The 24,592-nt window shown below is 45.0% G+C and carries 24 protein-coding genes; 14 read left to right on the forward strand and 10 right to left on the reverse strand.

The genetic code is table 11. From position 1 onward, the window contains the following. Window positions 1-155: 155 nt before the first annotated feature. The 5 genes from ACWA2B_RS06615 (at window position 156) to ACWA2B_RS06635 (ending at window position 5,227) form a co-directional block, all read left to right on the forward strand. Window positions 156-851 (forward strand): response regulator transcription factor, encoded by a 696-nt coding sequence (locus tag ACWA2B_RS06615; RefSeq protein ID WP_029518848.1) that lies wholly within the window; start codon window positions 156-158, stop codon window positions 849-851. Next, on the forward strand, window positions 844-1,848 hold the full coding sequence (locus tag ACWA2B_RS06620; RefSeq protein WP_029518849.1) for a sensor histidine kinase: 1,005 nt from the start codon (window positions 844-846) through the stop codon (window positions 1,846-1,848). The genes ACWA2B_RS06615 and ACWA2B_RS06620 overlap by 8 nt, the downstream gene beginning before the upstream one ends. A gap of 102 nt (window positions 1,849-1,950) precedes the next feature. Beyond that, window positions 1,951-2,712, forward strand: coding sequence for an ABC transporter ATP-binding protein (locus tag ACWA2B_RS06625; RefSeq protein WP_069012292.1), 762 nt, complete (start codon window positions 1,951-1,953; stop codon window positions 2,710-2,712). After that, window positions 2,702-4,642 carry an ABC transporter permease gene (locus ACWA2B_RS06630; RefSeq protein WP_449291818.1) on the forward strand — a complete coding sequence of 647 codons (1,941 nt, stop codon included), beginning with the start codon at window positions 2,702-2,704 and terminating at the stop codon, window positions 4,640-4,642. Before ACWA2B_RS06625 ends, ACWA2B_RS06630 begins: the two co-directional genes overlap by 11 nt. A gap of 189 nt (window positions 4,643-4,831) precedes the next feature. Further along, window positions 4,832-5,227: a hypothetical protein gene (locus ACWA2B_RS06635; protein ID WP_013373802.1), complete on the forward strand. Its 396-nt coding sequence runs from the start codon at window positions 4,832-4,834 to the stop codon at window positions 5,225-5,227. A gap of 68 nt (window positions 5,228-5,295) precedes the next feature. Here ACWA2B_RS06635 and ACWA2B_RS06640 read toward each other — a convergent pair whose 3' ends face one another. Then, window positions 5,296-6,270 (reverse strand): aldo/keto reductase family protein, encoded by a 975-nt coding sequence (locus ACWA2B_RS06640; RefSeq protein WP_449291819.1) that lies wholly within the window; start codon window positions 6,268-6,270, stop codon window positions 5,296-5,298. Window positions 6,271-6,430: 160 nt separating this feature from the next. Then, the gene (locus ACWA2B_RS06645) at window positions 6,431-7,393 is read right to left on the reverse strand and encodes a radical SAM protein (protein WP_069012296.1); all 963 of its coding nucleotides are present in this window, start codon (window positions 7,391-7,393) and stop codon (window positions 6,431-6,433) included. A 314-nt stretch (window positions 7,394-7,707) separates the two neighbouring features. On the opposite strand from ACWA2B_RS06645, the gene ACWA2B_RS06650 reads away from it, so the two are divergent. The 4 genes from ACWA2B_RS06650 (at window position 7,708) to ACWA2B_RS06665 (ending at window position 11,154) form a co-directional block, all read left to right on the forward strand. Then, window positions 7,708-8,346: a histidine phosphatase family protein gene (locus ACWA2B_RS06650; RefSeq protein ID WP_340933724.1), complete on the forward strand. Its 639-nt coding sequence runs from the start codon at window positions 7,708-7,710 to the stop codon at window positions 8,344-8,346. Window positions 8,347-8,442: 96 nt separating this feature from the next. Further along, a complete protein-coding gene (locus tag ACWA2B_RS06655; RefSeq protein ID WP_029518856.1) occupies window positions 8,443-8,919 on the forward strand; it encodes a DsrE/DsrF/DrsH-like family protein in 477 nt (158 codons plus the stop codon). Window positions 8,920-9,053: 134 nt separating this feature from the next. Then, complete coding sequence (locus ACWA2B_RS06660; RefSeq protein WP_165145573.1) at window positions 9,054-10,562, forward strand: aminotransferase class V-fold PLP-dependent enzyme; 1,509 nt, start codon at window positions 9,054-9,056, stop codon at window positions 10,560-10,562. Window positions 10,563-10,644: 82 nt separating this feature from the next. Continuing rightward, window positions 10,645-11,154 (forward strand): DUF1036 domain-containing protein, encoded by a 510-nt coding sequence (locus ACWA2B_RS06665; RefSeq protein ID WP_165145570.1) that lies wholly within the window; start codon window positions 10,645-10,647, stop codon window positions 11,152-11,154. Between the two features lie 107 nt (window positions 11,155-11,261). Here the strand turns inward: ACWA2B_RS06665 and ACWA2B_RS06670 are convergent, their stop codons facing one another. After that, window positions 11,262-12,314 carry an LLM class flavin-dependent oxidoreductase gene (locus ACWA2B_RS06670; protein WP_449291820.1) on the reverse strand — a complete coding sequence of 351 codons (1,053 nt, stop codon included), beginning with the start codon at window positions 12,312-12,314 and terminating at the stop codon, window positions 11,262-11,264. 251 nt (window positions 12,315-12,565) lie between these two features. Between ACWA2B_RS06670 and ACWA2B_RS06675 the strand changes: the two genes are divergently transcribed. Then, complete coding sequence (locus ACWA2B_RS06675; RefSeq protein ID WP_029518860.1) at window positions 12,566-13,321, forward strand: AIM24 family protein; 756 nt, start codon at window positions 12,566-12,568, stop codon at window positions 13,319-13,321. Window positions 13,322-13,362: 41 nt separating this feature from the next. On the opposite strand, the gene ACWA2B_RS06680 is transcribed toward ACWA2B_RS06675, so the two are convergent. Both ACWA2B_RS06680 and ACWA2B_RS06685 read right to left on the reverse strand, forming a co-directional pair. After that, window positions 13,363-13,704, reverse strand: a complete 342-nt coding sequence (locus ACWA2B_RS06680; protein ID WP_029518861.1) for a zinc ribbon domain-containing protein YjdM — start codon at window positions 13,702-13,704, stop codon at window positions 13,363-13,365. Window positions 13,705-13,966: 262 nt separating this feature from the next. Continuing rightward, window positions 13,967-14,833 (reverse strand): SDR family oxidoreductase, encoded by an 867-nt coding sequence (locus ACWA2B_RS06685; protein WP_029518862.1) that lies wholly within the window; start codon window positions 14,831-14,833, stop codon window positions 13,967-13,969. 138 nt (window positions 14,834-14,971) lie between these two features. Between ACWA2B_RS06685 and ACWA2B_RS06690 the strand changes: the two genes are divergently transcribed. Next, on the forward strand, window positions 14,972-15,862 hold the full coding sequence (locus ACWA2B_RS06690; RefSeq protein WP_449291821.1) for a diacylglycerol/lipid kinase family protein: 891 nt from the start codon (window positions 14,972-14,974) through the stop codon (window positions 15,860-15,862). A gap of 18 nt (window positions 15,863-15,880) precedes the next feature. Here ACWA2B_RS06690 and ACWA2B_RS06695 read toward each other — a convergent pair whose 3' ends face one another. Beyond that, window positions 15,881-16,423, reverse strand: a complete 543-nt coding sequence (locus tag ACWA2B_RS06695; RefSeq protein WP_039271982.1) for a hypothetical protein — start codon at window positions 16,421-16,423, stop codon at window positions 15,881-15,883. A 95-nt stretch (window positions 16,424-16,518) separates the two neighbouring features. On the opposite strand from ACWA2B_RS06695, the gene ACWA2B_RS06700 reads away from it, so the two are divergent. Both ACWA2B_RS06700 and ACWA2B_RS06705 read left to right on the forward strand, forming a co-directional pair. After that, on the forward strand, window positions 16,519-17,433 hold the full coding sequence (locus ACWA2B_RS06700; RefSeq protein ID WP_165145549.1) for a phosphatidate cytidylyltransferase: 915 nt from the start codon (window positions 16,519-16,521) through the stop codon (window positions 17,431-17,433). 116 nt (window positions 17,434-17,549) lie between these two features. Next, a complete protein-coding gene (locus ACWA2B_RS06705) occupies window positions 17,550-17,897 on the forward strand; it encodes a DUF3243 domain-containing protein (protein ID WP_318627769.1) in 348 nt (115 codons plus the stop codon). 75 nt (window positions 17,898-17,972) lie between these two features. Here the strand turns inward: ACWA2B_RS06705 and ACWA2B_RS06710 are convergent, their stop codons facing one another. Next, complete coding sequence (locus tag ACWA2B_RS06710; protein WP_449291822.1) at window positions 17,973-18,995, reverse strand: aminotransferase-like domain-containing protein; 1,023 nt, start codon at window positions 18,993-18,995, stop codon at window positions 17,973-17,975. Further along, on the reverse strand, window positions 18,920-19,345 hold the full coding sequence (locus ACWA2B_RS06715; RefSeq protein WP_449291823.1) for a GntR family transcriptional regulator: 426 nt from the start codon (window positions 19,343-19,345) through the stop codon (window positions 18,920-18,922). The genes ACWA2B_RS06710 and ACWA2B_RS06715 overlap by 76 nt, the downstream gene beginning before the upstream one ends. A gap of 107 nt (window positions 19,346-19,452) precedes the next feature. Between ACWA2B_RS06715 and ACWA2B_RS06720 the strand changes: the two genes are divergently transcribed. Further along, a complete protein-coding gene (locus ACWA2B_RS06720) occupies window positions 19,453-20,352 on the forward strand; it encodes a DMT family transporter (RefSeq protein WP_069012306.1) in 900 nt (299 codons plus the stop codon). An 87-nt stretch (window positions 20,353-20,439) separates the two neighbouring features. Here the strand turns inward: ACWA2B_RS06720 and ACWA2B_RS06725 are convergent, their stop codons facing one another. After that, complete coding sequence (locus ACWA2B_RS06725; RefSeq protein WP_449291824.1) at window positions 20,440-22,446, reverse strand: fructose-specific PTS transporter subunit EIIC; 2,007 nt, start codon at window positions 22,444-22,446, stop codon at window positions 20,440-20,442. A 170-nt stretch (window positions 22,447-22,616) separates the two neighbouring features. Beyond that, window positions 22,617-24,569: a BglG family transcription antiterminator gene (locus tag ACWA2B_RS06730; RefSeq protein ID WP_449291825.1), complete on the reverse strand. Its 1,953-nt coding sequence runs from the start codon at window positions 24,567-24,569 to the stop codon at window positions 22,617-22,619. Between the last annotated feature and the right edge of the window lie 23 nt (window positions 24,570-24,592).

Genomic DNA, 24,592 nt, shown 5'->3' on the forward strand with positions numbered 1-24,592 from the left:
TCAATCTAAATCCCACTATAAACCTCAACTATTAACAGCAGATTATCGCAATATCAAGTGGAATTCACACATGTAGCATATACACAATTTTTGCTATACACTTTATAAAAGAGGAATTTGCAAAATCCTGAAAAAAATATAAAGTGGTGAATTCGTTGTTCAAAATCTTATTAATTGAAGATGATGAAACTTTGTTCCATGAAATGAAGGATCGGTTAACTCAATGGAACTATGATGTGTATGGCATCCAGGACTTTAATAAAGTCATTCAGGAATTCACAACGATAAAGCCTGATCTGGTCGTGATAGATATTCAATTGCCGAAATTTGATGGGTTTCATTGGTGTCGAATGATTCGATCCCACTCTAACGTCCCCATCCTCTTCTTATCTTCACGGGATCATCCTACGGATATGGTGATGTCGATGCAGCTTGGAGCGGATGATTTTATCCAAAAACCGTTTCATTTTGATGTACTCATTGCCAAATTACAGGCGACACTCCGCCGCGTATATAATTACAATACAGAACCTGTCTCCCTTAAAACATGGTGTGGCGCAACGGTCGACTATGAAAAAAATGTAGTAGCCAATGAGACTGGCTCCATCGAATTAACCAAGAACGAGATTTTTATTTTGAAGCTGCTGATCGAACAAAAAAATAAAATTGTTGCACGTGAGGAATTAATTAAAAGCCTCTGGGATGATGAACGTTTTGTCAGCGACAATACCCTGACCGTCAACTTGAACCGCCTGCGCAAAAAATTGGACGAGCTGGATTTGGGCCGTTTCATTGAAACGAAAGTCGGGCAAGGCTACATGGCTACAGAAGAGGCACCTGCCTATGATTAAAAAATACCTTATAGAGAGGCGGAGCTGGATTCTACTGTTTGTGTGTCAGCAATTCCTGATCCTGTTCATTGCTTATGTGGATGCAGCAATTCCGTTAATGCCGATTCTTTATATCGTCTTCTTATCTATGATGATTTTCTTGGTTTTTTTAATCATTCGTTATCCCAAGGAAACCAAGTTCTATACCACACTAGAAAAATGGGAGAGTTCTCTTGAACTAACGGGTATAGGCGAACCGGAGAGTCCGTTTGAGCAAATCATTGAACAAAAAATCACGGGCCAGAACGAACGGTTACAACAGATCATCTCGCAAAATCAATTGACACTTGAACATGAAAAAGATGAACTATTATCCTGGATTCATGAGGTAAAAACACCTTTGACCACCATGCATTTGATGATTGAGCGGTTGGACGACAAGTCCCTAAAAGCTCAGTTAACCTATGAATGGCTACGAATTCACTTACTGCTGGATCAGCAGCTCCATCACAAACGAATATCTTTTATTGAAAATGATCTGTATGTCGAGCAAGTGGATTTAAAATCTCTGGTTTTTAAAGAGATCAAAGCATTACAGTCATGGTGCATCCAAAAGGGGATCGGTTTTGACATCCAACTTGAGCACATGGAAGTGCTGAGTGATGCCAAATGGCTGGCTTTTATCATCAGACAGCTCTTAACCAATGCCATCAAATATAGCGATGCCAGTGATATTATCATCCACAGCTATGAACAAAGGGATCGAATACAGCTTGAGGTTCAAGACTTTGGACGCGGTATTGATCCGAAGGATATACCGCGTATCTTCGAGAAAGGTTTTACCTCCACAACCCAACATTCTGATCACACTTCAACGGGTATGGGGTTATATTTAACGAAAAAGGCAGCACAAACCTTGCTCATACATATAGATGTGCACTCCAAACCGAACGTAGGTACAACCTTCACTTTAATTTTTCCCAAACGAAATGATTTCGTGAGTGTGGTAAGCATGTGACAGAGATGTCACATGCTTTTATGTATTGTTCGCCCAATCAAAGGAAAAACATCGGCTCTATTTTTATAATAAGGCTACAAGAACAATAAGGAGTGCATCGAAGTGAACATTTTAGAAGCTCATAAAATCCGTAAAAGCTACGGTAATAAGTTCAATATGCAGGAGGTTTTGAAGGGAATAGATATCCTTATTGAAGAAGGGGAATTTGTCAGTATTATGGGAGCCTCCGGTTCAGGTAAAACCACATTGCTGAATGTTCTTTCCTCTATTGATAAAGTGAGCCAAGGTTCCATTAGAATCAATGATATCGAAATGACGAAAATGAAAGAAAAGCAACTGGCTGAATTTCGAAAAGAGCATTTAGGCTTTATTTTTCAGGAGTATAATCTGCTGGATACGCTAACGGTGAAGGAGAACATCCTCTTACCGTTATCCATCACCAAAACGCCTAAGAAAGAAGCCAACCGAAGATTTCAGGAAGTGGCTACAGAATTGGGGATTTATGAGTTGAAAGATAAGTATCCCAATGAAATTTCGGGTGGACAGAAACAGCGTACATCAGCGGCCAGAGCGTTTATTCATGAGCCCAGTATTATTTTTGCCGATGAACCTACGGGTGCACTGGATTCCAAGTCGGCTTCCGATTTATTAAACAAGCTGGGCCAGTTGAACCAAAAACGCAAAGCAACCATTATTATGGTCACGCATGATCCTGTCGCTGCCAGCCATTGCAGTCGGGTTATTTTTATTAAGGATGGGCAAATGTATACGCAGCTTCACAAAGGCGAGCAGGAAAGACAAAGCTTCTTCCAGGATATCATGAAAACCCAAGGGGTCTTAGGCGGGGTCCAATATGAACATTAATCTGCTCATTCTAAAAAATTTGAAAAAAAACCTGAAAAATTATTACCTTTATGTTTTTGCCCTCATTTTCAGTGTTGCACTCTATTTCGCTTTTGTCACACTACAGTACGATCCCTCCATGGACGAAGTGAAGGGGTCTGTTAAAGGTGCAGCTTCCATACGGGCAGCTTCCATTTTACTGGTCGCTATTGTCTGCATTTTTCTTATGTATGCCAATAATATTTTTATAAAAAGACGAAGCAAAGAAATTGGCCTATTTCAATTGATCGGAATGACTAAAAGTAAAATTTTTCGCATCCTGAGTGCTGAAAACCTAATTTTATACTTTAGTTCCCTCTTCATTGGGATTGGGGTTGGATTCTCCTTTTCCAAATTAGTGATTATGATTTTATTTAAGACGACGGGCGTCGAAGCCATTGCCACTCTATATTTCTCTAACCAAGCACTGACTCAAACACTCATCGTTTTTGTTGTCATCTACCTGCTGATCATGCTCATGAATTATTCTTTTATCAAAAGACAAAGTATTTTGTCCTTGTTCAGAGTGACCTCAACCACCGAAGGGAAAATCAAGAAAATATCGATCTTTGAGATGATCATCGGGATCATTGGCATCTCTCTCATCGCTTTAGGTTACTATGTTTCCTCCAAATTATTTGGTGGAGACTTTACATCCATAAATGAATTGTTTATGGCTATGGTGTTTATTTTGGGCACTGTCATCATCGGAACACTCCTTTTTTATAAAGGATCTATCCGCTTTATTTCCAATATCATCAGAAAGAGTAAAGGCGGCTATTTGAACATTAATGAGGTGCTATCTCTCTCATCCATTATGTTCCGCATGAAGTCCAATGCTTTGTTGTTGACCATTATTACGACAGTATCAGCACTTGCCATCGGTTTACTTTCCTTAAGCTATATCGCCTATTATTCTGCGGATCAAGCAGCTGAGGACAATGTACCTTCCCATTTTGCCATGACGAATGTACCGGATGCGGAGAAATTCAAAGCGTTACTTCATGAGCATGATATAAAGTATCGTGAAAAGAAAATTGAAGTGATTCAAGTCAGTGTGAAGACAGCGCAAATTATGGAGACTCCTATGGAACAATTAAATGATGGTACGGATTCCATGACACTGCCTGTCGTAAGCGACCAATCTGTGGAGGGTACGGATGTAACTCCAGGCCAAACGGTTTTAACGGGCTATAATGATATGTTACAGAAATTCATGTCCTTGAAAGACTTTGGCCCCTTGGATTTGAAGGGGAAAACAGAAGTCATACCTCAACAATATGTGGGTCTAAAAAAGGATTATGTCATTCCCTACTATTTTGCAGCCGGGGGAGTACCCACTGTCATTGTAGATGAAACCATATTTGAGCGGTTAAAGAGAGATGCAAATCCTGAGATTCAAAAGAAATCATCCTTATATATTGGAATTGATATGATAAATGCAGAACAGATTGAAGAAGCCAATCGTCTCTTTGCAGCTGCGAATTTTAATGATCAACAAACATCCCGCCTTGAAATGAGCAGCAATCAGAAGCGGAACATGGGAGTGATCATGTTTGTAGTTGGCTTTTTGGGACTCACCTTTCTCATTACATCAGGCTGTATCCTTTACTTTAAGCAAATGGATGAGAGCGAAGACGAAAAGGCCAATTATACTGTATTGAGAAAGTTAGGCTTCACCCAAAGTGACCTGCTGCGAGGCATTAAAATAAAACAACTCTTTAACTTCGGCATTCCGTTAGTGATTGGCCTATCACACAGCTATTTCGCCGTCCAATCCGGCTGGTTCTTGTTTGGAACCGAAGTTTGGATGCCTATGATCATCGTAATGGTACTATACACTGCCCTATATTCCATTTTTGGAGTGCTATCCATTCTGTATTATAAAAAGGTCATTAAAGCAGCTTTATAATCAGTCATACGCCCAAAAGTCTCTGGCAAAAAAGTGCCAGGGACTTTTCCAAATATTTGAGCATTTTCGTTCCTGCGTGTACAATAAAATAACTATCATCGTAGCCCCAAAGGGGGAGAGCCTATTTTATTATTACTCATCAATGGCGTCGGCATTATAGTGAATATTATACTCGGTTCCTCTGTAGGGGTGGCTATTATCGTAGGAATCGTCTTTTTCCTGATCGGCTTCCCTGAGTTTAAAAAATCGCCCAAACTCACGAAAAAGGCTAAAAAAGATATCACTTATATTATGTCAACATTATTAACGCTTGTGATATTCGTAGTTATCGTTTCTTGGAATATTCATACTTCAGGTGACCTGTTTCTTGAAGGTCCGCTAACACCGCAGATGAAGCTTCACTGGGGGCAAAAGGTATTGATATTGGGGTTGGTGGAAGGTCTATGGGCTGTCATCAGTCTAAAATGGCTGTTGCCCATCTTTTTTGATCCGCTGGATCTCAGTAAGAAGCAAATCCTTGTTTTAGTGAGCGGGATTGCACTTAGTATGATTTCAGGCATCTATGCGATGCTTGAAGCAAGTTAAAAAGTCTCGCCCTTCTCTGTTAAGGACAGGAAGAGCGAGACTTTGTTATTAGAGGCTCGTGTGAATGCTTAACGCAAAGGTTCAAAACCCTCTGCTTGCTTCAGAATCCGCTCAATTTCCGCGCATGTCTCCGGTTGCAGCCTCACTTCGACTGCTTTTACATTTTCCTCAATTTGTGCCGGTTTAGTAGCCCCAATAAGTGCAGCGCTGATACCCGGTTCTCTCAGAATCCAAGCTAGCGCGAGCTGTGACAGGGTAACACCCAAATTCTTCGCCAGCTTATCCAGCTCCTGGACACAGTTCAGAACGGTATCGTTCATGTAACTACTAATGACATTATTGACAGAGGCATCAGCCCCGCGGCTACCCGTCGGTAAAGGTTGTCCAGGCTTGTATTTCCCCGTGAGGACCCCTTGGGCCAGAGGCGAAAATACAATTTGGCCGATGCCTACCTGCCCGGATACCGGAAGTACCTCATGCTCGATGTAACGTTCGAACATATTATAGATCGGCTGATTGGCAATCAGCGGGCGCAGATTCAGCCTTTTTCCAATCCCATAAGCATCCATGAGCTGGGCAGCACTCCATTCGCTGACAGCAGCGTACAGAATCTTACCCTGAGCCTGAAGGTCATCGAGCGCTCGCAGCGTCTCTTCTAAAGGAGTGTCTGGATCATAACGATGACAAAAGTACATGTCGATATAATCCGTACCCAGACGCTTCAGACTCGCTTCACATTGCTCCATAATGTGCTTGCGTGACAGTCCCCTGTCATTGGGACCGGTATCCATAGGGAAGTACACCTTGGTAGATAATACATAGCTATCTCTTCGATAGGACTTCAAAGCAGCTCCCATAGCCTTTTCGCCTTCTCCCCGGTTATACGCGTTCGCGGTATCAAAGAAATTAATCCCGAGTTCAAAGGCTTTGGCAATACAGGTATGAGCTGCTTCCTGCTCGGCGGCTGTACCGTACGTCAACCAGCTCCCCAAGCCGATTTCACTAATTTTAAGACCACTGTTGCCTACATTTCTATATTTCATATCTACTCCTTCTTTCATAAGAGAATTATATTTTTATATTTTAACATGTAAACCCTTTCATAAAATCATTGATAAAGGATTCATGGAGTTACATGAAGGATATCTACCACCCTGACTGTTAGGGTGGTAGATGCTTTAGTTTCACAATTTCAAATCATGTCTACTTGCTTCCTACAGGAAAAAGCGCATCATATGCAGGACAAGGCAGTTTGTCGAGAAACTCCTGAAGCTGCTTCGGTTTATTTTTGTAAATATCCTTTAAGGATGTTCCATCATAAATATTGCCGATGACCACAGGATGGCATAGCTCACAGATCAGAATGTCCCCGTTCCCATGCAGATGGAGCTGTTTTTTACCATCAACACAATTGGAAAAATACACACCCGGCTGCTCCTGAAAGCCCAGCGCTTCTGCAAAACGATCCATGCAGGTAAAATACAATACAGTATCATCTTTTTTATGTGCAATCAGGTCATGAACGGAACGGACGAGCGCTTCCTTGGTGGAAATAGCGTTCCAGTTGGTATGATCCATCACAATGCTGTTTTGGATTTCATGGATGCGCACACCGAGATCATATACCATTTCGCTAATAGCTGGCATGTTGTTTTGTGTCTCCGCAAACAGCAACGTCTCCAACACCGTTTCCAGCTTGGCCTCGGTACATAACCGGATATTTTGAACAATTTTCTCATACATGCGAGGATGAACATGATAATAGGCTGCATATTTATCAGCATCCGTGAAGTTGAAGGAGATATGAATGTTGGAAAGACCTGCATCACGCAGTTTCTCAATTCGTTCAGGGCTGAGCAAGCTGGCATTGGTGTTGAGCTGGGTAGCGATTCCTTTGCTCGAACAGTGAGCCACAATGTCCAGACAATCCTCATACTTCAGGGTCACTTCTCCCCCGGACAGTCGCACACGTTTTAACGTTGGAATGTCATCAATAATATCAATGACCTCTTTGCTGCTAATGCATTGCCCATCGTTCCGCTGATATGCGCAGCAGTAATCACACTTGAAGTTGCAATTAGAGGTGACCCCGACTTCCAGTCCCTCCAGCTCGTAGATGCCCGGCTTTTCCAGTTCAAGTGCTTTATATTTGTTCTCTATACTCACTTTCTCATGATCCTCCCGATCTCAGGCTTGTGTCTTGAATTCCCCTTGAGATTATACAGAATGGGACGGTTTGTAGATATGACATTGGTAACGGCGAACCGTTGCATAAGTAGCGTCATGTTTTGGGTAGGGAACTGCAGAAAAAGCGCAGAAAAGGATTGGAAGCATATTGTTAAATAGTAAAAAACTCAATGTTAGAGGGTTACAACCGCCTAGCCTATGGAAACAGTAACTTATACTATTCCCCGTTTTTTTCTTCCCTCAATACATATACTATATCTCAAAATTGTATTCTTAGGGGGAGAGATGCGAAGATGAAAAGGTTAGTTTATGCATGCATGCTTTCTTTACTTCTTATGACTCCGATACAAATCGTGGGAGCAGCTATAAATACAGCGGAAGCTAGACCAGTTAAACCAGAGTTACTAAGTTCTCTTCGTCAGGGTGGATACATTCTGTTCGTTAGGCACGGTGAAGCAACGCTAGGAGAAGATCAACCTAATCTCGTCTTAGGCGATTGCTCACTCCAAAGGAATCTTTCCGAGGAAGGTAAAAGACAAGCCTTACTTTTTGGGGAAAGGATAAAGAGCTTACAAATCCCCATTCAAACCCCAGTTATAGCAAGTCCCTTTTGTCGAACAAGGGAAACGGCAGAATTAGCTTTTGGAGCAGAAAATGTTCATGTAGATCCCTTCTGGGTTAGAATTTACAATCTAAGTGGTGATGTAACCGCAGCAGAGAAGGAAAGTACATTAGCCGAACTGACTTCTGTGTTAGAGAAAGTTCCACCTTCTGGGACCAACAAAGTTATCATTGCTCACAGTTTCCCTCAAGGCATTGGTTTGGGCGAGATTCCGAACTTGGGTACTGTAGTTGTGAAGCCAAGAGGACAGGGAAACGGTTTTGATATTGTAGACAGGATATCTTTTGCTGAGTTGTCGACTGTGCCGTGAGAAAAATTTGCGGCTTCAGACAACACAGTGAACCATGCATAGTTTTCATTCCCAAATCCATACTGAATATATCTGTTGGTAATGGAGGCGGGAATTGTGGATAAAAGGATGAATCTGCTTATGTTCAGCGGCGATTATGATAAGGCAATGGCTGGACTGATTCTGGCAAATACAGCGCGGGAATTGGATGTGGATGTGACGATGTTTTTTGCGTTCTGGGGATTATCACTGGTTCGTGATCCCGAGAAGATGACGCTTGAGGATAAGACGATTTACGAGAAACTCATGGACTTGATGACGCCCAAAGGGCCTGAATCCTTACCGCTGTCCCATATGAATTTTAGTGGTCTGGGAAAACTGATGCTAACGGAAATGTTGGAAGACAATGAAGCCCCAAAGCTGATCCACTTCCTAAAAGGTGCCCGGAAGAAAAACGTCAAATTTTATGCCTGTAAGCTATCGGTGGATATTATGGGTTTTAAACCGGAAGAATTTATACCTGAACTGGAAATTATCGAGGCCAAAACGTATCTAAAAGATGCGCTCGAATCCGATATGCAGTTGTTTATATAGGATAGACTTGCGCCTTATCCGGCTGTTGGATGAGGCTTTTATTGTGACTAAATGATGACACTCGCCTATTTTTTTTAACCCATTCGGACCTACTTACGTACCCTAAGAAGACAGAACGACTTGGGAGGCGCCGTATGCTCATGGCTCGAATTGGAAGCAGTAATTGTAGGTATCAGCCTTCTAACGAGGCTTATTTCCAAAGGTATCGCGAAAGTACAATCGGATATCACCAGACCTTTGAATCTCCATATGGGCAAAAAAAGCTGATTTATGCGGATTGGGCAGCCAGTGGCCGTCTGTATGGACCCATCGAGTCGAAAATAGCTCATGAATTAGGCCCTTTTGTGGCGAATACGCATACGGAGTCTAATTTGACAGGAACTCTGATGACCCAAGCCTATGAAGAAGCGAAACAAATCATTAAGAGCCACGTTCATGCCAATGAACGTGATATCATCCTGTTCGCCGGGTCAGGTATGACAGGTGCAGTGAACAAGCTTCAGCGACTGTTAGGATTGAAAATACATGAAAAATTAAAGCCCCTCTACCCCATCGCCAAAAAAGAGCGCCCCGTTATTTTCGTTACACATATGGAGCATCATTCCAATCATATTTCCTGGGCAGAAACCGTTGGAGACGTTGTATGTCTTCCTCCGGGTCCCGGCGGGATTGTCGATCCAACTCATCTCGAACGACTGCTGCTTCAATTCCGGCATCGCCCTATCAAAATCGGCGCCTTTACCGCCTGCTCTAATGTTACAGGGTTCGAAGTACCGATTTACCAGCTATCTCGCAAAATGCACGAACATGGCGGCGTTTGTTTCATTGATTTTTCAGCAAGCGCACCTTATGCCGAGATTAACATGCACCCCACAGATCCTCTCGAGAAACTGGACGGGATTGTATTTTCACCCCACAAATTTCTTGGGGGTCCCGGTACAAGCGGCGTTTTAATTATGGATTCGAGACTATGCCTTAGTTGTGCTCCGGATCAGCCCGGAGGGGGTACAGTTAGCTGGACCAATCCTTGGGGTGGATACGAGTATAAGGATAATACTGAAGCCCGTGAGGATGGAGGAACCCCTGCCTTTCTACAGGCCGTTCGAACGGCGCTCTGCATTCGGCTGAAAGAACAAATGGGATACAACCGCATGTTGGAGCGAAAAAAGGAACTGACATCATTATTACTAAAAAGCTTGAGTACCATACCAGGACTACACATTTTAGGAGGAAGCAGCCAAGAACGAATGGGAATCGTTTCTTTTGTTGTCGGTCCTATTCACTATAACCTGATCGTAAAACTATTGAATGATCGGTTTGGCATTCAGGTCCGGGGCGGCTGCTCTTGTGCAGGCCCCTACGGACATTATTTGCTGGGCATTGACCCACAAACATCCAAACAAATGACAGACCTGATCCATGCGGGAGACTTATCTCGAAAACCGGGCTGGGTGCGTCTGTCGCTCCATCCCATGATGACGAATCAGGAAGTCTCCTATATCGCCTCTTCCATACGGGCAATCGTGGAAAACATCGTGACCTGGCAAAAAGATTATACCTATCAACCAGAATCAAACGAATGGAGATCTATAAATGAACATAACAAAATAGACATCAGCAAATGGTTCAATTTTAGCGATTAAGAGACTCGTGTCCGTTCCCTTCTTTCAAAACTCTCATAGAATACTCTGTAGGATTACTATATGAGGAAAGAAGTGACGACAAATGGGTCTCAATTTTCGCAACAGTACCAATGCGGCTATCTTTGTGGTCTTTGCCTATCCGGACTTCAGCTGTACTCCTGTTAACTATTCTAAAGCAGGCTGGTACCGTGTTAACCCTGGACAGACTATTCAGGTTTGGAGCGGCTTCGCAGGAGGGAATACGTTCTTTTATTACGCTGAAGATGATTTTGGACGCGAATGGCGGGGTTCATATTTCACTCAAGTTCCTGAGAATGCCTTCAATTGGTGCTGGGATACAGGTTGTACCACTTGTAGAAGCGTGGGACTGCGGAGAATCGCAGTTAGTCCATTCGTCTTGGACTACACCATCAACTTTGTAACGAGCAGCAGTCAAAGAAAACCTGCATCATCCACACATCGCATGACATTGCCTTCCAAGGCAACCCAAGAGAAACCTATCCTGCGCAGAGTCCCTGCTAAACCTAAGAGACTAAAACAAGGTAAAACCCTGTTGCAAAAGCGCATCACGCATAAAAAACGGACAAAATAAAAAATGATCTGATCAGCTCATATATAGATTATTTTAGAGTTAAGAAAGGAGCGGCCATATCGCTCATGGTCTGCCCCTTTCTCCTTTGTCTACTGAGATCAATCCACCTATTTACTCTCGGATTCCCACTTGGATATCTCTTCACGAACCCGTGGTGCTACCTCTGTTCCCAATAGCTCAATAGCTCTCATGACATCATCATGCAGCATCGTCCCGACGGGTACGTGTAACAAAAAACGTGTAATGCCTACCTGTTTACGCAGATGAATGATTTTTTGGGCAACCGTGTCGGAATCGCCTACATATAACGCTCCTTCAAAGCTGCGTGCGGCATCGAAGCTGGAGCGAGTGTAAGGGCCCCAACCGCGTTCACGCCCAAGCACATTCATGCTCTGCTGAGTGGAAGGGAAGAACTTATCCGCTGCCAGCTCAGTAGTCTCTGCGATAAAACCATGTGAGTGTGATGCAACCGGAAGCAGCGATGCATCATGACCGGCATGCCTCGCGGCTTTTTTATATAGTTCCACCAACGGGGCAAACTGTACAGGGCTACCCCCGATAATCGCCAGAACCAATGGCAAACCGAGCAATCCTGCACGAACCACAGATTCCTGATTCCCCCCACTCCCAATCCATACGGGCAACGGATTTTGAACTGGACGCGGATACACGCTCAAATTGTGAATTGCAGGCCGATGTCCGCCCTTCCAGGTGACTTTCTCGGATTCTCGGATTTTCAATAACAGCTCCAGTTTTTCATCAAATAACTCATCGTAGTTATCCAAATCATACCCAAATAACGGGAACGATTCGATAAAAGAGCCCCGGCCTGCCATAATCTCAGCTCGTCCATTCGAAATGCCGTCCAGTGTAGCAAAATCCTGAAACACACGTACGGGATCATCCGATGAAAGTACCGTAACTGCACTGGTTAACCGAATCCGTTGGGTCTGTGCAGCAGCAGCAGCGAGGATAACAGCAGGTGCAGATGCCGCATAATCTTTACGATGATGCTCCCCGACGCCGTACACATCCAGCCCTACCTGATCTGCAAGCACAATCTCCTCGACCACTTCACGTATTCGTTGTGCGTGACTGATAACCTCCCCCGTTTGGGGATCCGGCGTTGTTTCTACAAACGTGCTTATCCCTATCTCCACTTGCTCTACCCCCTATTTTCATGTTTCATTCTCATTCGGCTGCTTTCGAAGCCAATCATTTTAAAAACCGATATCTTTATATTGAACCTTTTTTGCATCTTTTTCAAGCTCTCCTTTTCTGAGTCTGAAAATCAGCCAAGGGAAGTGTCAAGATTCGCCGCAGGAAAAGAAGTCTCTTTGTCGAATATTGTATGGAACAAAGAAGTTTCCCATCCCCACACCATGAATACAACAAGGAGGCACTTACATTTATGGCTTTTGTTATTAATAATTTAAAGGATAACAGCAATGTTGCTATCACTGACCAATTAGGCGGATTTACGGTACTGGAATACATAACAGATTTGAGCTGCACCTCGGTTGCGGCTGCGCAAGACAATTACTATATGAGCAAAAGTAACATGCGCCGCAAGCAACTCATGATCGAAATCAACAATAGTGAGATTATGATGAAGGCGGGAGCCATGCAATATACTGTGGGTAGCATGGAAATGACTACCGGTGTAAAAGGCGTGGGAGGCTTAATGCGAAACTTGGTGTCCGGCGCTGTAACAGGGACAGGTGCCATTAAACCGCACTATAAAGGCACGGGTACCATTATGCTGGAGCCTACCTACCAATATATTTGGCTTATTGATGTCGACAATGATGATATTGCCATCGAAGACGGCTTGTTTTTGGCTTGTGACACGACGCTGGACATATCCGTCGTTGCACGTAGTAATCTTTCCTCTGCCGCACTGGGTGGAGAAGGGTTATTTAATTTAAGCGCCCGCGGAAAAGGAGTTCTGGCACTTCAAGCGCCAATCCCTTCCGAGGAAGCGGTCGTTATAGAATTGCAAAATGATGTGCTGAAGGTGGATGGTAACTTTGCCCTCATGTGGTCCAATACCTTACAGTTCACCGTCGAAAAATCTGGAAAAACCAAAATGGGCTCGGCTGCTTCCGGCGAAGGGCTGGTAAATGTGTACAGGGGAACAGGAACCGTATGGTTAGCGCCCTTATAAACAAAAAAAGGAGAAGCCCTCGGCTTCTCCTTTCTTACATTTTAATTCTTTTTTACAAACTCCGATTTTAGCTTCATTGCTCCAAAACCATCAATTTTGCAGTCAATATCGTGATCGCCATCCACCAGACGGATGTTTTTTACTTTGGTGCCGATTTTTAAGACGGATGAGCTTCCCTTCACTTTAAGGTCTTTAATGACAGTTACAGAGTCACCATCCTGCAGAATGTTACCATTCGCATCTTTGACGATCTTAATGTCTTCACTGCTTACCGCTTCTGACTCGGTAGACCACTCATGAGCGCATTCCGGACAAATGAAAAGACTGCGATCCTCATAAGTGTACTCTGAATTACATTCAGGACAATTTGGTAAATTAGACATGGTATTATGTACTCCATTCATTTTCAAATTCTACTGCTGTGCTAAGCTTCCCTGGATAGACCAAGCTTGCTCCAAGTCTTCCTTGGAGTTCCCTACAAGTATATTGGATAATCCGTCACGATTCCACTCATGGATGAAACTAATCTGAGTATTGTTGCACCTCATATGTAAGCGTTCTGTCTGCTGAAAATGTCCATAGGTGAACATATAACTAAAAACGGATGTTGCCTAGGTAGGCAGCATCCGTTTTACGGCACGTTTATTATGCTTGGATTTGCTTGATTAGTTCACTAATTCCTTGGCTAAGCGGTGTAAGGGAGCGTTTCAACAGCTTTTCAAAATCGCTGCTTACGACATCCAAGGCTCCTTCACGAATCGCTTGTTGAATACCGACCACAATAGGGATTGCACCTTCCGGGACTCCCGCACCGAGCATAACCTCGGCATACGTAGCATCATCCACCTGCTGTACAGGAACATCTTTGCCTAGAACCTCAGCCAGTATCGCTGCAAACTCTTCTTGGGTAATCGGCTTACCGGAGAGCTCATATATTGTATTCTCATGCCCTTCGCCAGACAAAACGGTTGCAGCTGCTTGCGCATAATCTGCGCGGGTAGCCCAACCTACTTTACCGGTCCCTGCCGAGGTAAGCCAAGGAGCCCCCGCGAGTACGGATTGGATCGTGCCTGCCTCATTCTCCAGGTACCAATTATTACGCAAGAAGGAGTAAGGAATACCTGACTCGCGAATGAACTCCTCCGTGATGCGATGTACGGGTGCAAGGAATAGAGTACTGTCAGCGGCATTGGCGGCGCTAGTATAGGCGATGAAGCCTACTCCAGCACGTACAGCAGCATCAACAGCCGCTTTATGCTGACGGATTCTAGTATCATTATCCCCGTCTGCGGATATAATCAGCAATCGGTCTACTCCAGCAAACGCCTGATCCAGCGTCTCCGGTTTATCAAAGTCGCCATGACGAACATCAACGCCACGAGACCGTAAGTTCTCTGCTTTTTCTGGATTTCTTACACTAACAATAAGATCGTTTGTGGAGACAGATGTAAGCAACGTATCTACCACGATGGAACCCAATTGCCCCGTTGCTCCTGTTAATGCGATTTTCATTTGAAATCCTCCATTCAGATTGTATTTACTTTTATATAGTAACTAAAAATATAACACATGTCTAATCTAGAGTCTAAAGGTCTGCTTTTCGGGTAAGAGTTGGTACAACAAACTCTCCCCAGAGAAAGGAACATGTATATGAAAAAAGCTATGATCATTGTAAATCCCTCTTCCGGCAAAGAGGAATCTCTCCAACATGTCAGAAACGTAGAAGAAATTCTACGTGATCAAGGATACGTTGTTACGGTTAAAGAAACGGCAAAGGAACTGGACGCCACCCGTTTTTGCGTTAATGCGTGTGAGGAAGCTTGTGACCTAGTCGTTTCCATCGGCGGGGATGGCACACTTCACGAAACCATCAACGGTTTCATGGATCAAGACCACCGTCCAAGACTGGGGATTATCCCCCTTGGGACAGTCAATGATTTTGCCCGTGCCTTGCAAATTCCGCTAAGTCCCGAGCTGGCGATCCGTACACTGACTTCTGCCCGCGTGAAAAACGTAGATATGGGCCTCTTAAACGGCCGAATGTTTGCCAATGTTGTTGCTACAGGTTCGCTTGCTGAATCGCTATCAGCTGTATCGTCAGACGATAAATCCATGTTTGGCACATTTGCCTACTTCAAAGAAGGCATGAAAGAGCTTATCAGCCATCCAGCCCACTCACTTATCGTCCGCTATGATGACAAGACCTGGGAAGGAAAGTCCCCACTCTTTTTGGCCACGTTAACCAATTCAGTTGGCGGATTCGAGAAACTGGCACCCGATGCGACTGTTGACGATGGTCTGCTTCACTGCTTTATTTTTAAAAACCTCAATATATTGAACACCGTGACGGCCAGCATATCCTTATTTTTAGGCAACCTGAAGGATCATAGTGATATCGTTTACTTTACTGCAAAGCATGTAAGTGTCAGCTCCGCAGAACCGGTCAGTACGAATGTAGATGGTGAGGAAGGGCCGTCTTTGCCTATCGAGCTTGGTATTTTACCGCGTCATATCGAGGTAATTGTGCCGGAAGGGGTCTAGGTCATGCGGTGCTGGTCCTCAAGCTTGAGGATCATACTCGCTCAATTTCCCCTCGTAGATCAAATGGAATCGATCACTTTGCCGAAAATCGTCTGGCGTAACAAGAGCGGGCAGTTTGTTCCATATTTTTATGCCGGATCGCTGTAAAATTTCCGCGACGAATTGCGAACAAAAATAAGAATTGCTGAACTCGACTGGTTCTTTGAGTGCAATACCAATCAAACCCAGTAAGTTATACATATATTTTTGACGACTTCGGATAAATACATGTAAAACTCGCTTCATTTTTTCAACTTCACGGTCGGTTACTTGAAGCTGGTAGATAACACATGTTGTATTCGGAAATCTGCTGTATGTACCTGTCTTAATATCCTCTTTCACGAAACCACCATCCAGAGGGTTATTAGGGGTCTTTCTGCCGAAGCTGTATAACTCCGAAAGTTCCCGGTTGAAGGAAATGGAGGCGTGATTGTATGGCGCTCTCGTATAGCTTTTAATGACTCTCGTAAGAAACGTTCCCGTATTCGTAAGCAAGATAAAGACGGATTGATCTGCTACCATTTACGAAATTTCCCCTTATCAAGTTGGAATTATTCCTTCATAATAACATAGGAACCCTAATGGAACCCTATTTCGCGATAAGTTGGTGAGTGGTAATGGACAGTTCGATATTAACGTTAATCCTTATTTTTACAGCCTTATTGGTCATCCATCTGATTTACATAGTAGTAGTCAAAACACAGCCAGACAAAGACTATGCAGGGATTGGGCTTCGCATCAAGACATGGTGGGGTATGTTCTTTATCTTTTGCTTGGCAACTCTTTTCAATCCGATTGTTTCACTGCTTTCCCTGATGGCACTCACCTTTTTTGCGCTAAAAGAATACTTTTCCATGATTAGATCCAGAAAAGCTGATCGCAGATTGTTTCTATGGGCGTACTTGGCGATTCCCGTACAATTTTATTGGATTTATATCGGGTGGTACGGAATGTTTATTGTTTTTATTCCTATCTATGTATTCTTACTGCTACCGCTCCCGCGATTGATCAACAAAGGAACGGTTGGATTTCTGCGCAGTGTCAGCTCGACCCAGTGGGGACTCATGCTGATGGTTTTCGGGTTGAGTCATCTGGCCTATTTTCAGTTTGCTACGCCGCAATACGGAGCGAAACTTGTACTTTTTCTAGTGGTACTGACGCAGCTCAATGATGTCGTACACTATCTAGCATCACTCTATTTCGGAAAACGGAAAATCGTCCCGACATCCAATCCCAATATAACTTGGGAAGGCTTTGCATTCGCTTTTCCCGTAACTATAGCGGCTTCCTATTTCATCTATCCCTATCTGACGCCGTTTGACCTGAAATTTGGAATTATTTTCGGCATGCTGATCAGCTTGAGCGGTTTCTTTGGCAGTTTAACGGTTTCCGTGCTGAAGCGGGATTTATTAATCGGCGATGATGATAAGTTCGATGCTTTGAAAAAAAGCTATTTAAGCCGGGTGGATAGTTTGACCTACACCTCACCCGTCTTTTTCCACGTAATTCGTTATTTTTTTGACTTTATGTAGCGATTACCTCCGCAATACTCCGCTTCTCATCGGTTTCATTTTGGTTAGCCGGGGTAAGTACTACCGTACCGTAAGCAGTCCTTATCCTAGAAAACGATCTTGAGGAGGCGTTAGAAATGGCAGAGCACAATCATGTTGTGAATAAGGAAGGCGAAGTGGCCTTGAACAAGGTAGATGACGTATTAAATCGGATAGACGACAACAAAAAGGATGACATTCTGGGCAGCTTTGATTCATTCAAAAGTTATTTGAGCGACAAGATTGAAATGGCTCAAAATATTGGTTTGAATGAAGAATTGATCGCAAAAGCAGCTGAGAAGATAGCTGGATATCTGGCAGCCAAAGAAGAACCTCGAAACAGCGAGGAGAAGCTCCTCCAGGAGCTGTGGAAAGCGGGGGACAAGGAGCAGCAGCATGCGCTTGCCCATATGCTAGTACGCGTGGCTCAAACCTCGTATGAATAGTGATGATGGAACACAATATCTTGCTATGAAAAGGGCAGCCTATCCTCACCTAAGGATAGGCTGCTTTCGCGTTTACTACCGTTGCAGTGCGTTCCTGATTCTGCGAACCCCTTCACGAATTTCATTTTCCTTTAGATGCCCATAGCCCATGAGCAGCCGGTTCCCTTCAAGCTGTGCCGCAAATACATTTTGACTATGGAGACATTTCGGCAAATCCTCTCGGAACGGGAACTGAAACTCTGCTACCAAATGTAAACCCGCCGATCGGCCACACACCCGATATTGCCCTGTAAAATGCTGCTCAAGGCTATCAATCAGGACTTGACGACGCTTGGCATACACTTTCTTCATCTTATGTACATGTTTATGAAGGAGTCGCTTCCTGATATACCGACTCAACACAATTTGCTCCAGGCTCGCCGTCTGGTAATCCGCCAGTTGCTTTAAACGGATAAAATCAGCGACTCGTGACGAGGGAAGAACAATATAGCCGATCCTCAGCGCGGGGAATAATATTTTGCTAAACGTCCCGACATATAGCACCCGTTCTGGGTCCAGACTCTGCAAGGAGTGGACGGGCACCCCGTCATACCGGAACTCACTGTCATAATCATCTTCGAGCAGAAGACATCCTGTCCGGGCTGCATACTGAATTAGCTCGATCCGCCTTTGGATCGGCAAGATACCCCCCAGCGGGAACTGGTGCGAGGGTGTCAGATATGCCAGTTTGGGGTGTTTCTTTTGCGGCAGATCGGCTGTTATAACTCCCGAATCATCAACAGTCATACTCCGCAGTGTGGCTCCTGTGGCCGCCAGAATGCTTTTTAAATCTTCATTTGTCGGTTCCTCTACCAGGGCTTCATCTCCAGCTGACAGTAACAGACGGGTGACAAGCTGAATCGCTTGTACTGCTCCGCTAGTGATTACAATATGTTCCGGGCTGACTTTCACTCCTCTGGTGTGACTCAAATAGTCGGCTAGCTCCCTGCGTAACTCAGGCTCTCCAGCAGGATCGCCATAACCTAGTGCCAGATCAGGAGCCTCTTTGCATACGCTCTGAAGCAAGTCAGCCCATGATTTGCGCGGAAGTAATTCCAATGCAGGAAGGCTGTCCGGAAGGAAATTACCGACATCTCATTTGAATATGCAGATTCCACTGCAGACGCAGACGCCTCGATAGGCGGTGCGGATACATAACCTGGAAGGACGGCCCCTTCGGCTACATAGGTTCCTGAACCTGAGCGCGCAATGGCTAAGCCTTCGGCTAGCAGCATTTCATAAGCTTCGAGGATAACATTCCGGGAAACGTTCAACTGTAAGGCCAGCACCCGGGTCGAAGGAAGTTTATACCCTGCATTCAGTTCTCCAGCTAAAATACGGTCCCGTATTGCTTGATATACCTGACGCAGCATCGGAACTGTCACATTCTTATCGATAGATAACCACATAGCTACCCCCCAAGCGGTACTGTCGAAAACCTCTTCAACTGGATCTACAAGTGCCCAGTTTCTATTGCTACAGTATATATCAATATCTGTACAAGAGGTGAGATAAAATGAACAAACCAACCTTTTCGACTTACATGGAATTAGTGATCGCCACTTCCATTGTCGGCAGTTCTGTGGTAGTCGGCAAACTGGTCGTGATGCAGCTGCCTGTTTTTTTATCGCAATCTGCCAGTCTGGCTGTTGCCCTTCTGTTCTTGGTACCCATTGTATTCATCAAGAAGTATTCATTAAGGATCAGCAAACGGGATGCCTTAATCCTGTTCATTCAAGCACTGGTCGGCATGTTTCTCTTCCGTGTCCTAATGCTGTACGGGCTGGCCTACGCCTCTGCTTCCGAAAGCGGAATTTTAACTAGCTTAACCCCAGCTATTGTTGTACTTCTTTCGTATGTGCTGCTGAGAGAAAAGATTACGCTCCGCCCCGGACTAGGGATTGCCTGTTCACTGCTCGGTGTTTTGGCACTACAAGTACCTCACATATCGGCGCTCTGGTTCAATGCTCCTAACGCAACCTCGTTCATTGGCCTGCTGCTTGTTCTGTCTGCTGTGTTCGGAGAAGCGGCACTGACAGTGTTACGCAAGATGCTATCCAGCCATGTCTCTTCCCTGCTTGGAACCATGTATATAACACTCTTTTCATTCCTCATGTTCCTGGCTTGTTCCTTTGTGGAGGCCCAACAGTTCAACTTTAACCACGTTGGTGTAGGGGAGATTGGGCTAGTCTTATATTATGGTATCTTTGTCACCGCATTAGGCTACGTATTATGGTTTAGGGGTGTATCAAGAGTACCGGCTAGTACAGCAGCTGTATACACGGGTTGTATTCCCGTCAGCACACTGCTGCTGTCCTATATCATCCTCCGTGAATCCTTCTCATTTGCTCATCTGGCTGGTGCAGGCTTTGTATTTCTCGGCATCATACTTATATCACGCGGTGAACGCCGCTGACTCACGCAAAGACCTTCTCAAAAAAAAGGCTCCCGGCTGAAACTTCGGGAGCCTCTTTTCTTTATTTTAGGTTCTTATCGCATTGAATTAATGCACCTGATCCAGCAATTGATATGCTTCTTCCTTCGTAGTAACTGCCAGAAGCGCCTCTCTGAAATGATCGTCCATCAGCTTACGCGATAACATTTGCAGCACTTTCAGATGCGCATTTTCCTTGCTGTTGCGCGGTACGGCAATCATAAAGATCAGTTTTGCCTTACTTCCGTCTGCACTATTCCAATCAACACCGCCCTGCTTGATGCCAAAGACCACGCTTGGCTTCAGGACAGCTTCCGATTTGCCATGAGGAATGGCAATATTCATTCCAATGCCTGTGGAGCCTTCTTCCTCCCTGGCTAATATCGCCTGTTTGAAATCACGGGCAGAGCTTACGGCTCCATTTCTCTCAAGTGCTCCGATCATTTCATCAACCACAGCATCTCGTGTCGTTCCTTCCAGATCCAAATTAATCAGATCCATCGTTACAATATCCGTCAGTTTCTCAATGTGAACAGCTTGCAGAGACACGGCTGGCCCGTTATTTGTGACAGTTGTTGAAACAGATGACTCCGCAGCGGCCGTTGTAGTAATCGCAGATTGTCCAGCTCCTGCGGTAGAATGTCCAGGCATCGCTTCCCCAGCAGCATCCGGAGTTACAGTTGCTGCAATATCTTTTTTCAGCAAGCTCACCAGGACAACCGATACGGCTACGCCGACAATAACGGCGATGAAGAACATAAGCACGTGGTCCACTGCACCAAGTACAGCTACAATCGGTCCACCATGAGCTACCTTGTCACCTACATTTCCCAACATGGCGATGACAGAACCGACCATGGACCCTACCATGATACTGGGAATAACACGTAGTGGATCTTGCGCTGCGAATGGAATCGCACCTTCGGTAATACCGAATAACCCCATCGTAAATGTTGCCTTCCCAGCCTCACGTTCTGCAGGTGCAAATTTACGTTTGTTGAGCATCGCTGCAAGTCCCATCCCAATTGGCGGGATACAAATCGCAACGGCGATCGGGCCCATAATTTCATAATTCCCTTCGCCAATCATGGCCGAACCGAATAAGAATGCAACTTTGTTCACAGGGCCACCCATATCAAAGGAGATCATCGCACCTAGAATTAATGCCAGTAGGATTGAACTTGTACCTTGCATACCTGCAAGCCAACCCGTTAAAGCTTCAAACAATTGTGCGACTGGAGCACCAATCACAAAGACAAAGATTAATCCAACAATTAAAGATGCTAATACAGGGATAATAATAATAGGCATGATCGGCTGTAATGCTCGGCCAACTTTAATTTTCCGAATCCCAAGTGCAACATAACCCGCCAGGAAACCAGCGATAATGCCGCCGATAAATCCAGCCCCCGCCTCACTTCCATAAAAGCTGCCGTTTGCAGCAATGAACCCGCCAATCATACCCGGCGCAAGCCCCGGTCTATCCGCAATACTCATCGCGATAAATCCGGCGAGGATCGGTATCATAAAGGTAAACGAAGCCGAACCGATATTCTGAACCGTCTTCCAGAAAGAACCGTCCGGTATAACCAGACCGCCTGGTGTCTTCTCACCGCCAATCGTCAACGCAATAGCAATGAGCAATCCCCCAATGACGATGAAGGGTACCATATAGGATACACCGTTCATCAAGTGGCGGTAGATGGGATTTTGTTTCGGTTTATTCTCCTGTGAGCTACCTTCAGCAGAACGTGACTCTGCTTGGTACACAGGTACATTACCCTTCATTACCCGCTGGATCAATTCTTCCGGACGGCGAATGCCATCCTGTACGCCAACGACCAGCAGTTTTTTACCGACGAAACGGTCTTTAACCACCGTTTTATCCGCTGCAATAATAATGCCATCTGCCTCACGGATCTCCTGCTCGGTCAGTTGATTTTCGACTCCAATGGAGCCTTGTGTCTCGACCTTCATCTCGATGCCCAGCTTTGCTGCTGCCTTTTGCAGATTCTCAGCTGCCATATACGTATGTGCAATTCCGTTAGGACATGAGGTAATCGCCAATATCTTCATAGTCATTCCCCTTCTCTCTGATGTTTCCGCTTACATTGATAGTATAAACGCCTATCCTGCTGCTATCAGACGAACTTTTTACCGGAACTTTCGGAAAAACGGAATTATACCGACAAAAAACAGGACTTATCTATAAGTCCTGCTCCAGATCACAGCTTTTTGATTTTAGTTTATCCCTTCATTCTCCCTAATAATCTCATCGCATCAGTCTCCTTAGATAAGGCATGAACCAAAGCAGGTTGCTCACTGATCAGGGACAATTCCTTGAATAACTGGCGCATCTCTTCCCGCCCATCCTGTTTAACCGCAAGCAAGAACACAAGCTCTACTTTCTCGGTCCCCCAGGTAAGCGGCTGCTTCAAGGTAGCGATTACAATAGAGGACTGCCTTATCCACTCAGAACCGCCATGAGGGATGGCTATGCCTCCCCCAATCGTCGTAGCTGACATTTTTTCTCGCGCCAGTACGCTGTCCACATAACCGGGCTCCACATATCCCTTGTCCTCCAGTATTTGCGCCAGCTTGGAGATCAATTGTTCCGGATGCTGCACTTCCTGCTGAGGAAAGACCAAAAAAGGTGTTGTATATTTAAAAAATACAGATTCGTCTGCCGCCCTATGTTCCGGCTCATCCAGTCGTCGGATCACTTGCTCCAATCGACGCTCGTCCTTGGCATCCAACAAGGGAGAGACGAGAATGTGCGGAATGTTCATCTCTGGGAGATCTACAGTGGTAATGACGAGATCCACCTCCTGGGCTGCCAGATAGTCCTGGACTTCTGCTTTGGAAAGGGTGGTCTCCACATGTACAGCCGGAAATTTACGTTCCACCTTGGTGCGCAGCAGTTGGGACATACCGATGCCCATGTGACACACGATAATGGCTCTCTGGGGATGACTCTCTTTCCGGTGCAATCGCTCCACAGAAGCCTGAAAATGCAGCGTTAAATACGCCGCTTCCTCCTCGGGGAATGATAGCCGGACCCATCTCCCCACCTCTTCCAGCGTAATAATAACTCGGTCGAACATGTAGGGGTACATCTTCTTGATCTCGGCCAGCATAGGATTGGACACGGTCAACCCATATTGAAGACGGTTCAGGGTCGTATATAAATGGACATTCAATCCTTTCAGCAACATCTTGTCCTTGGAAAAGGCAATCATATTCAGCTCGGACATCCGCCGGACTAACTGCTCAATCAACTCAGGCAAAAGCGGGTGGCTATCTGCCAGCTCACCTTGTTTTCCTGTTCTTTCCTCCTGCTGGTAACGGAACTTCCCGCTAAGCAGGTGCAGAGTTAAATACGCTGTCTCTTCCTTGGAAAAAGGCACGGCAAACAACTTTTGCAACTGCTGCAAAAAAGACATAGCCCATGTAAATTCGCGTCTCTCCTGCAAAAAGGCAATGTCCTGCTTGGAGAGGGAAATGGGTTGTCCCATCTTGGTTCGTTTGACCATTAAGAGGATATGCAGCATTAGAGCTTCGAAAGCTTCGTCAGTAAAGCTGAGCTCATTGCGTTTTTGCAATGCTTTTAATTCATGATTTATGGTTGTAATCTCGTGCGATTCAAACTGTTTGCGCATCAACTGTCCTGTTAACTCAGGACTGTCAATCAGCTGGTTCATCCGCGCCAAAGCGATGCGCTTATTTTTCTCAGAGCCTAGGATGGTCAAGCCTACGCGCTGCTTGGTAATTAAGGCCAGATCAAAGCTGTGTAGCCAGCCATCAATCTTCTCCATATCTCTACGAATTACCGTCTTGTTCACATAATACTGTGAAGCTAGATCCTGGATGGTCACAGGCTTGGCATTCATCAAGAGCCGATAGGCGAGATGCAGTACCCTTTCCTCATCCGACTCATGTTGGGCCGTACTCTCGTCCGCATACAGTCGATGGAACAATTCATTCTGATCCGCTTCACCCATCTCCAGATAAATGCCGCGTCCCGGCCTTCTCACCAGATTGGCATCAGAATGCTTGACGATATAATCTTCAATTACTTTCAGATCGTTGCGGATCGTCTTTTCAGAGCAGTCGGTCAGATCCGCCAGATCCTGCGCTAACCACAACCGGTCCGGTTCAGTTAACAACATGCGTAAAATTTCCATTTGCCTTTTATTCATTCCATTCTCCCATCTTCCAAGTT

The organism is Paenibacillus sp. CMM36 (assembly GCF_053570945.1).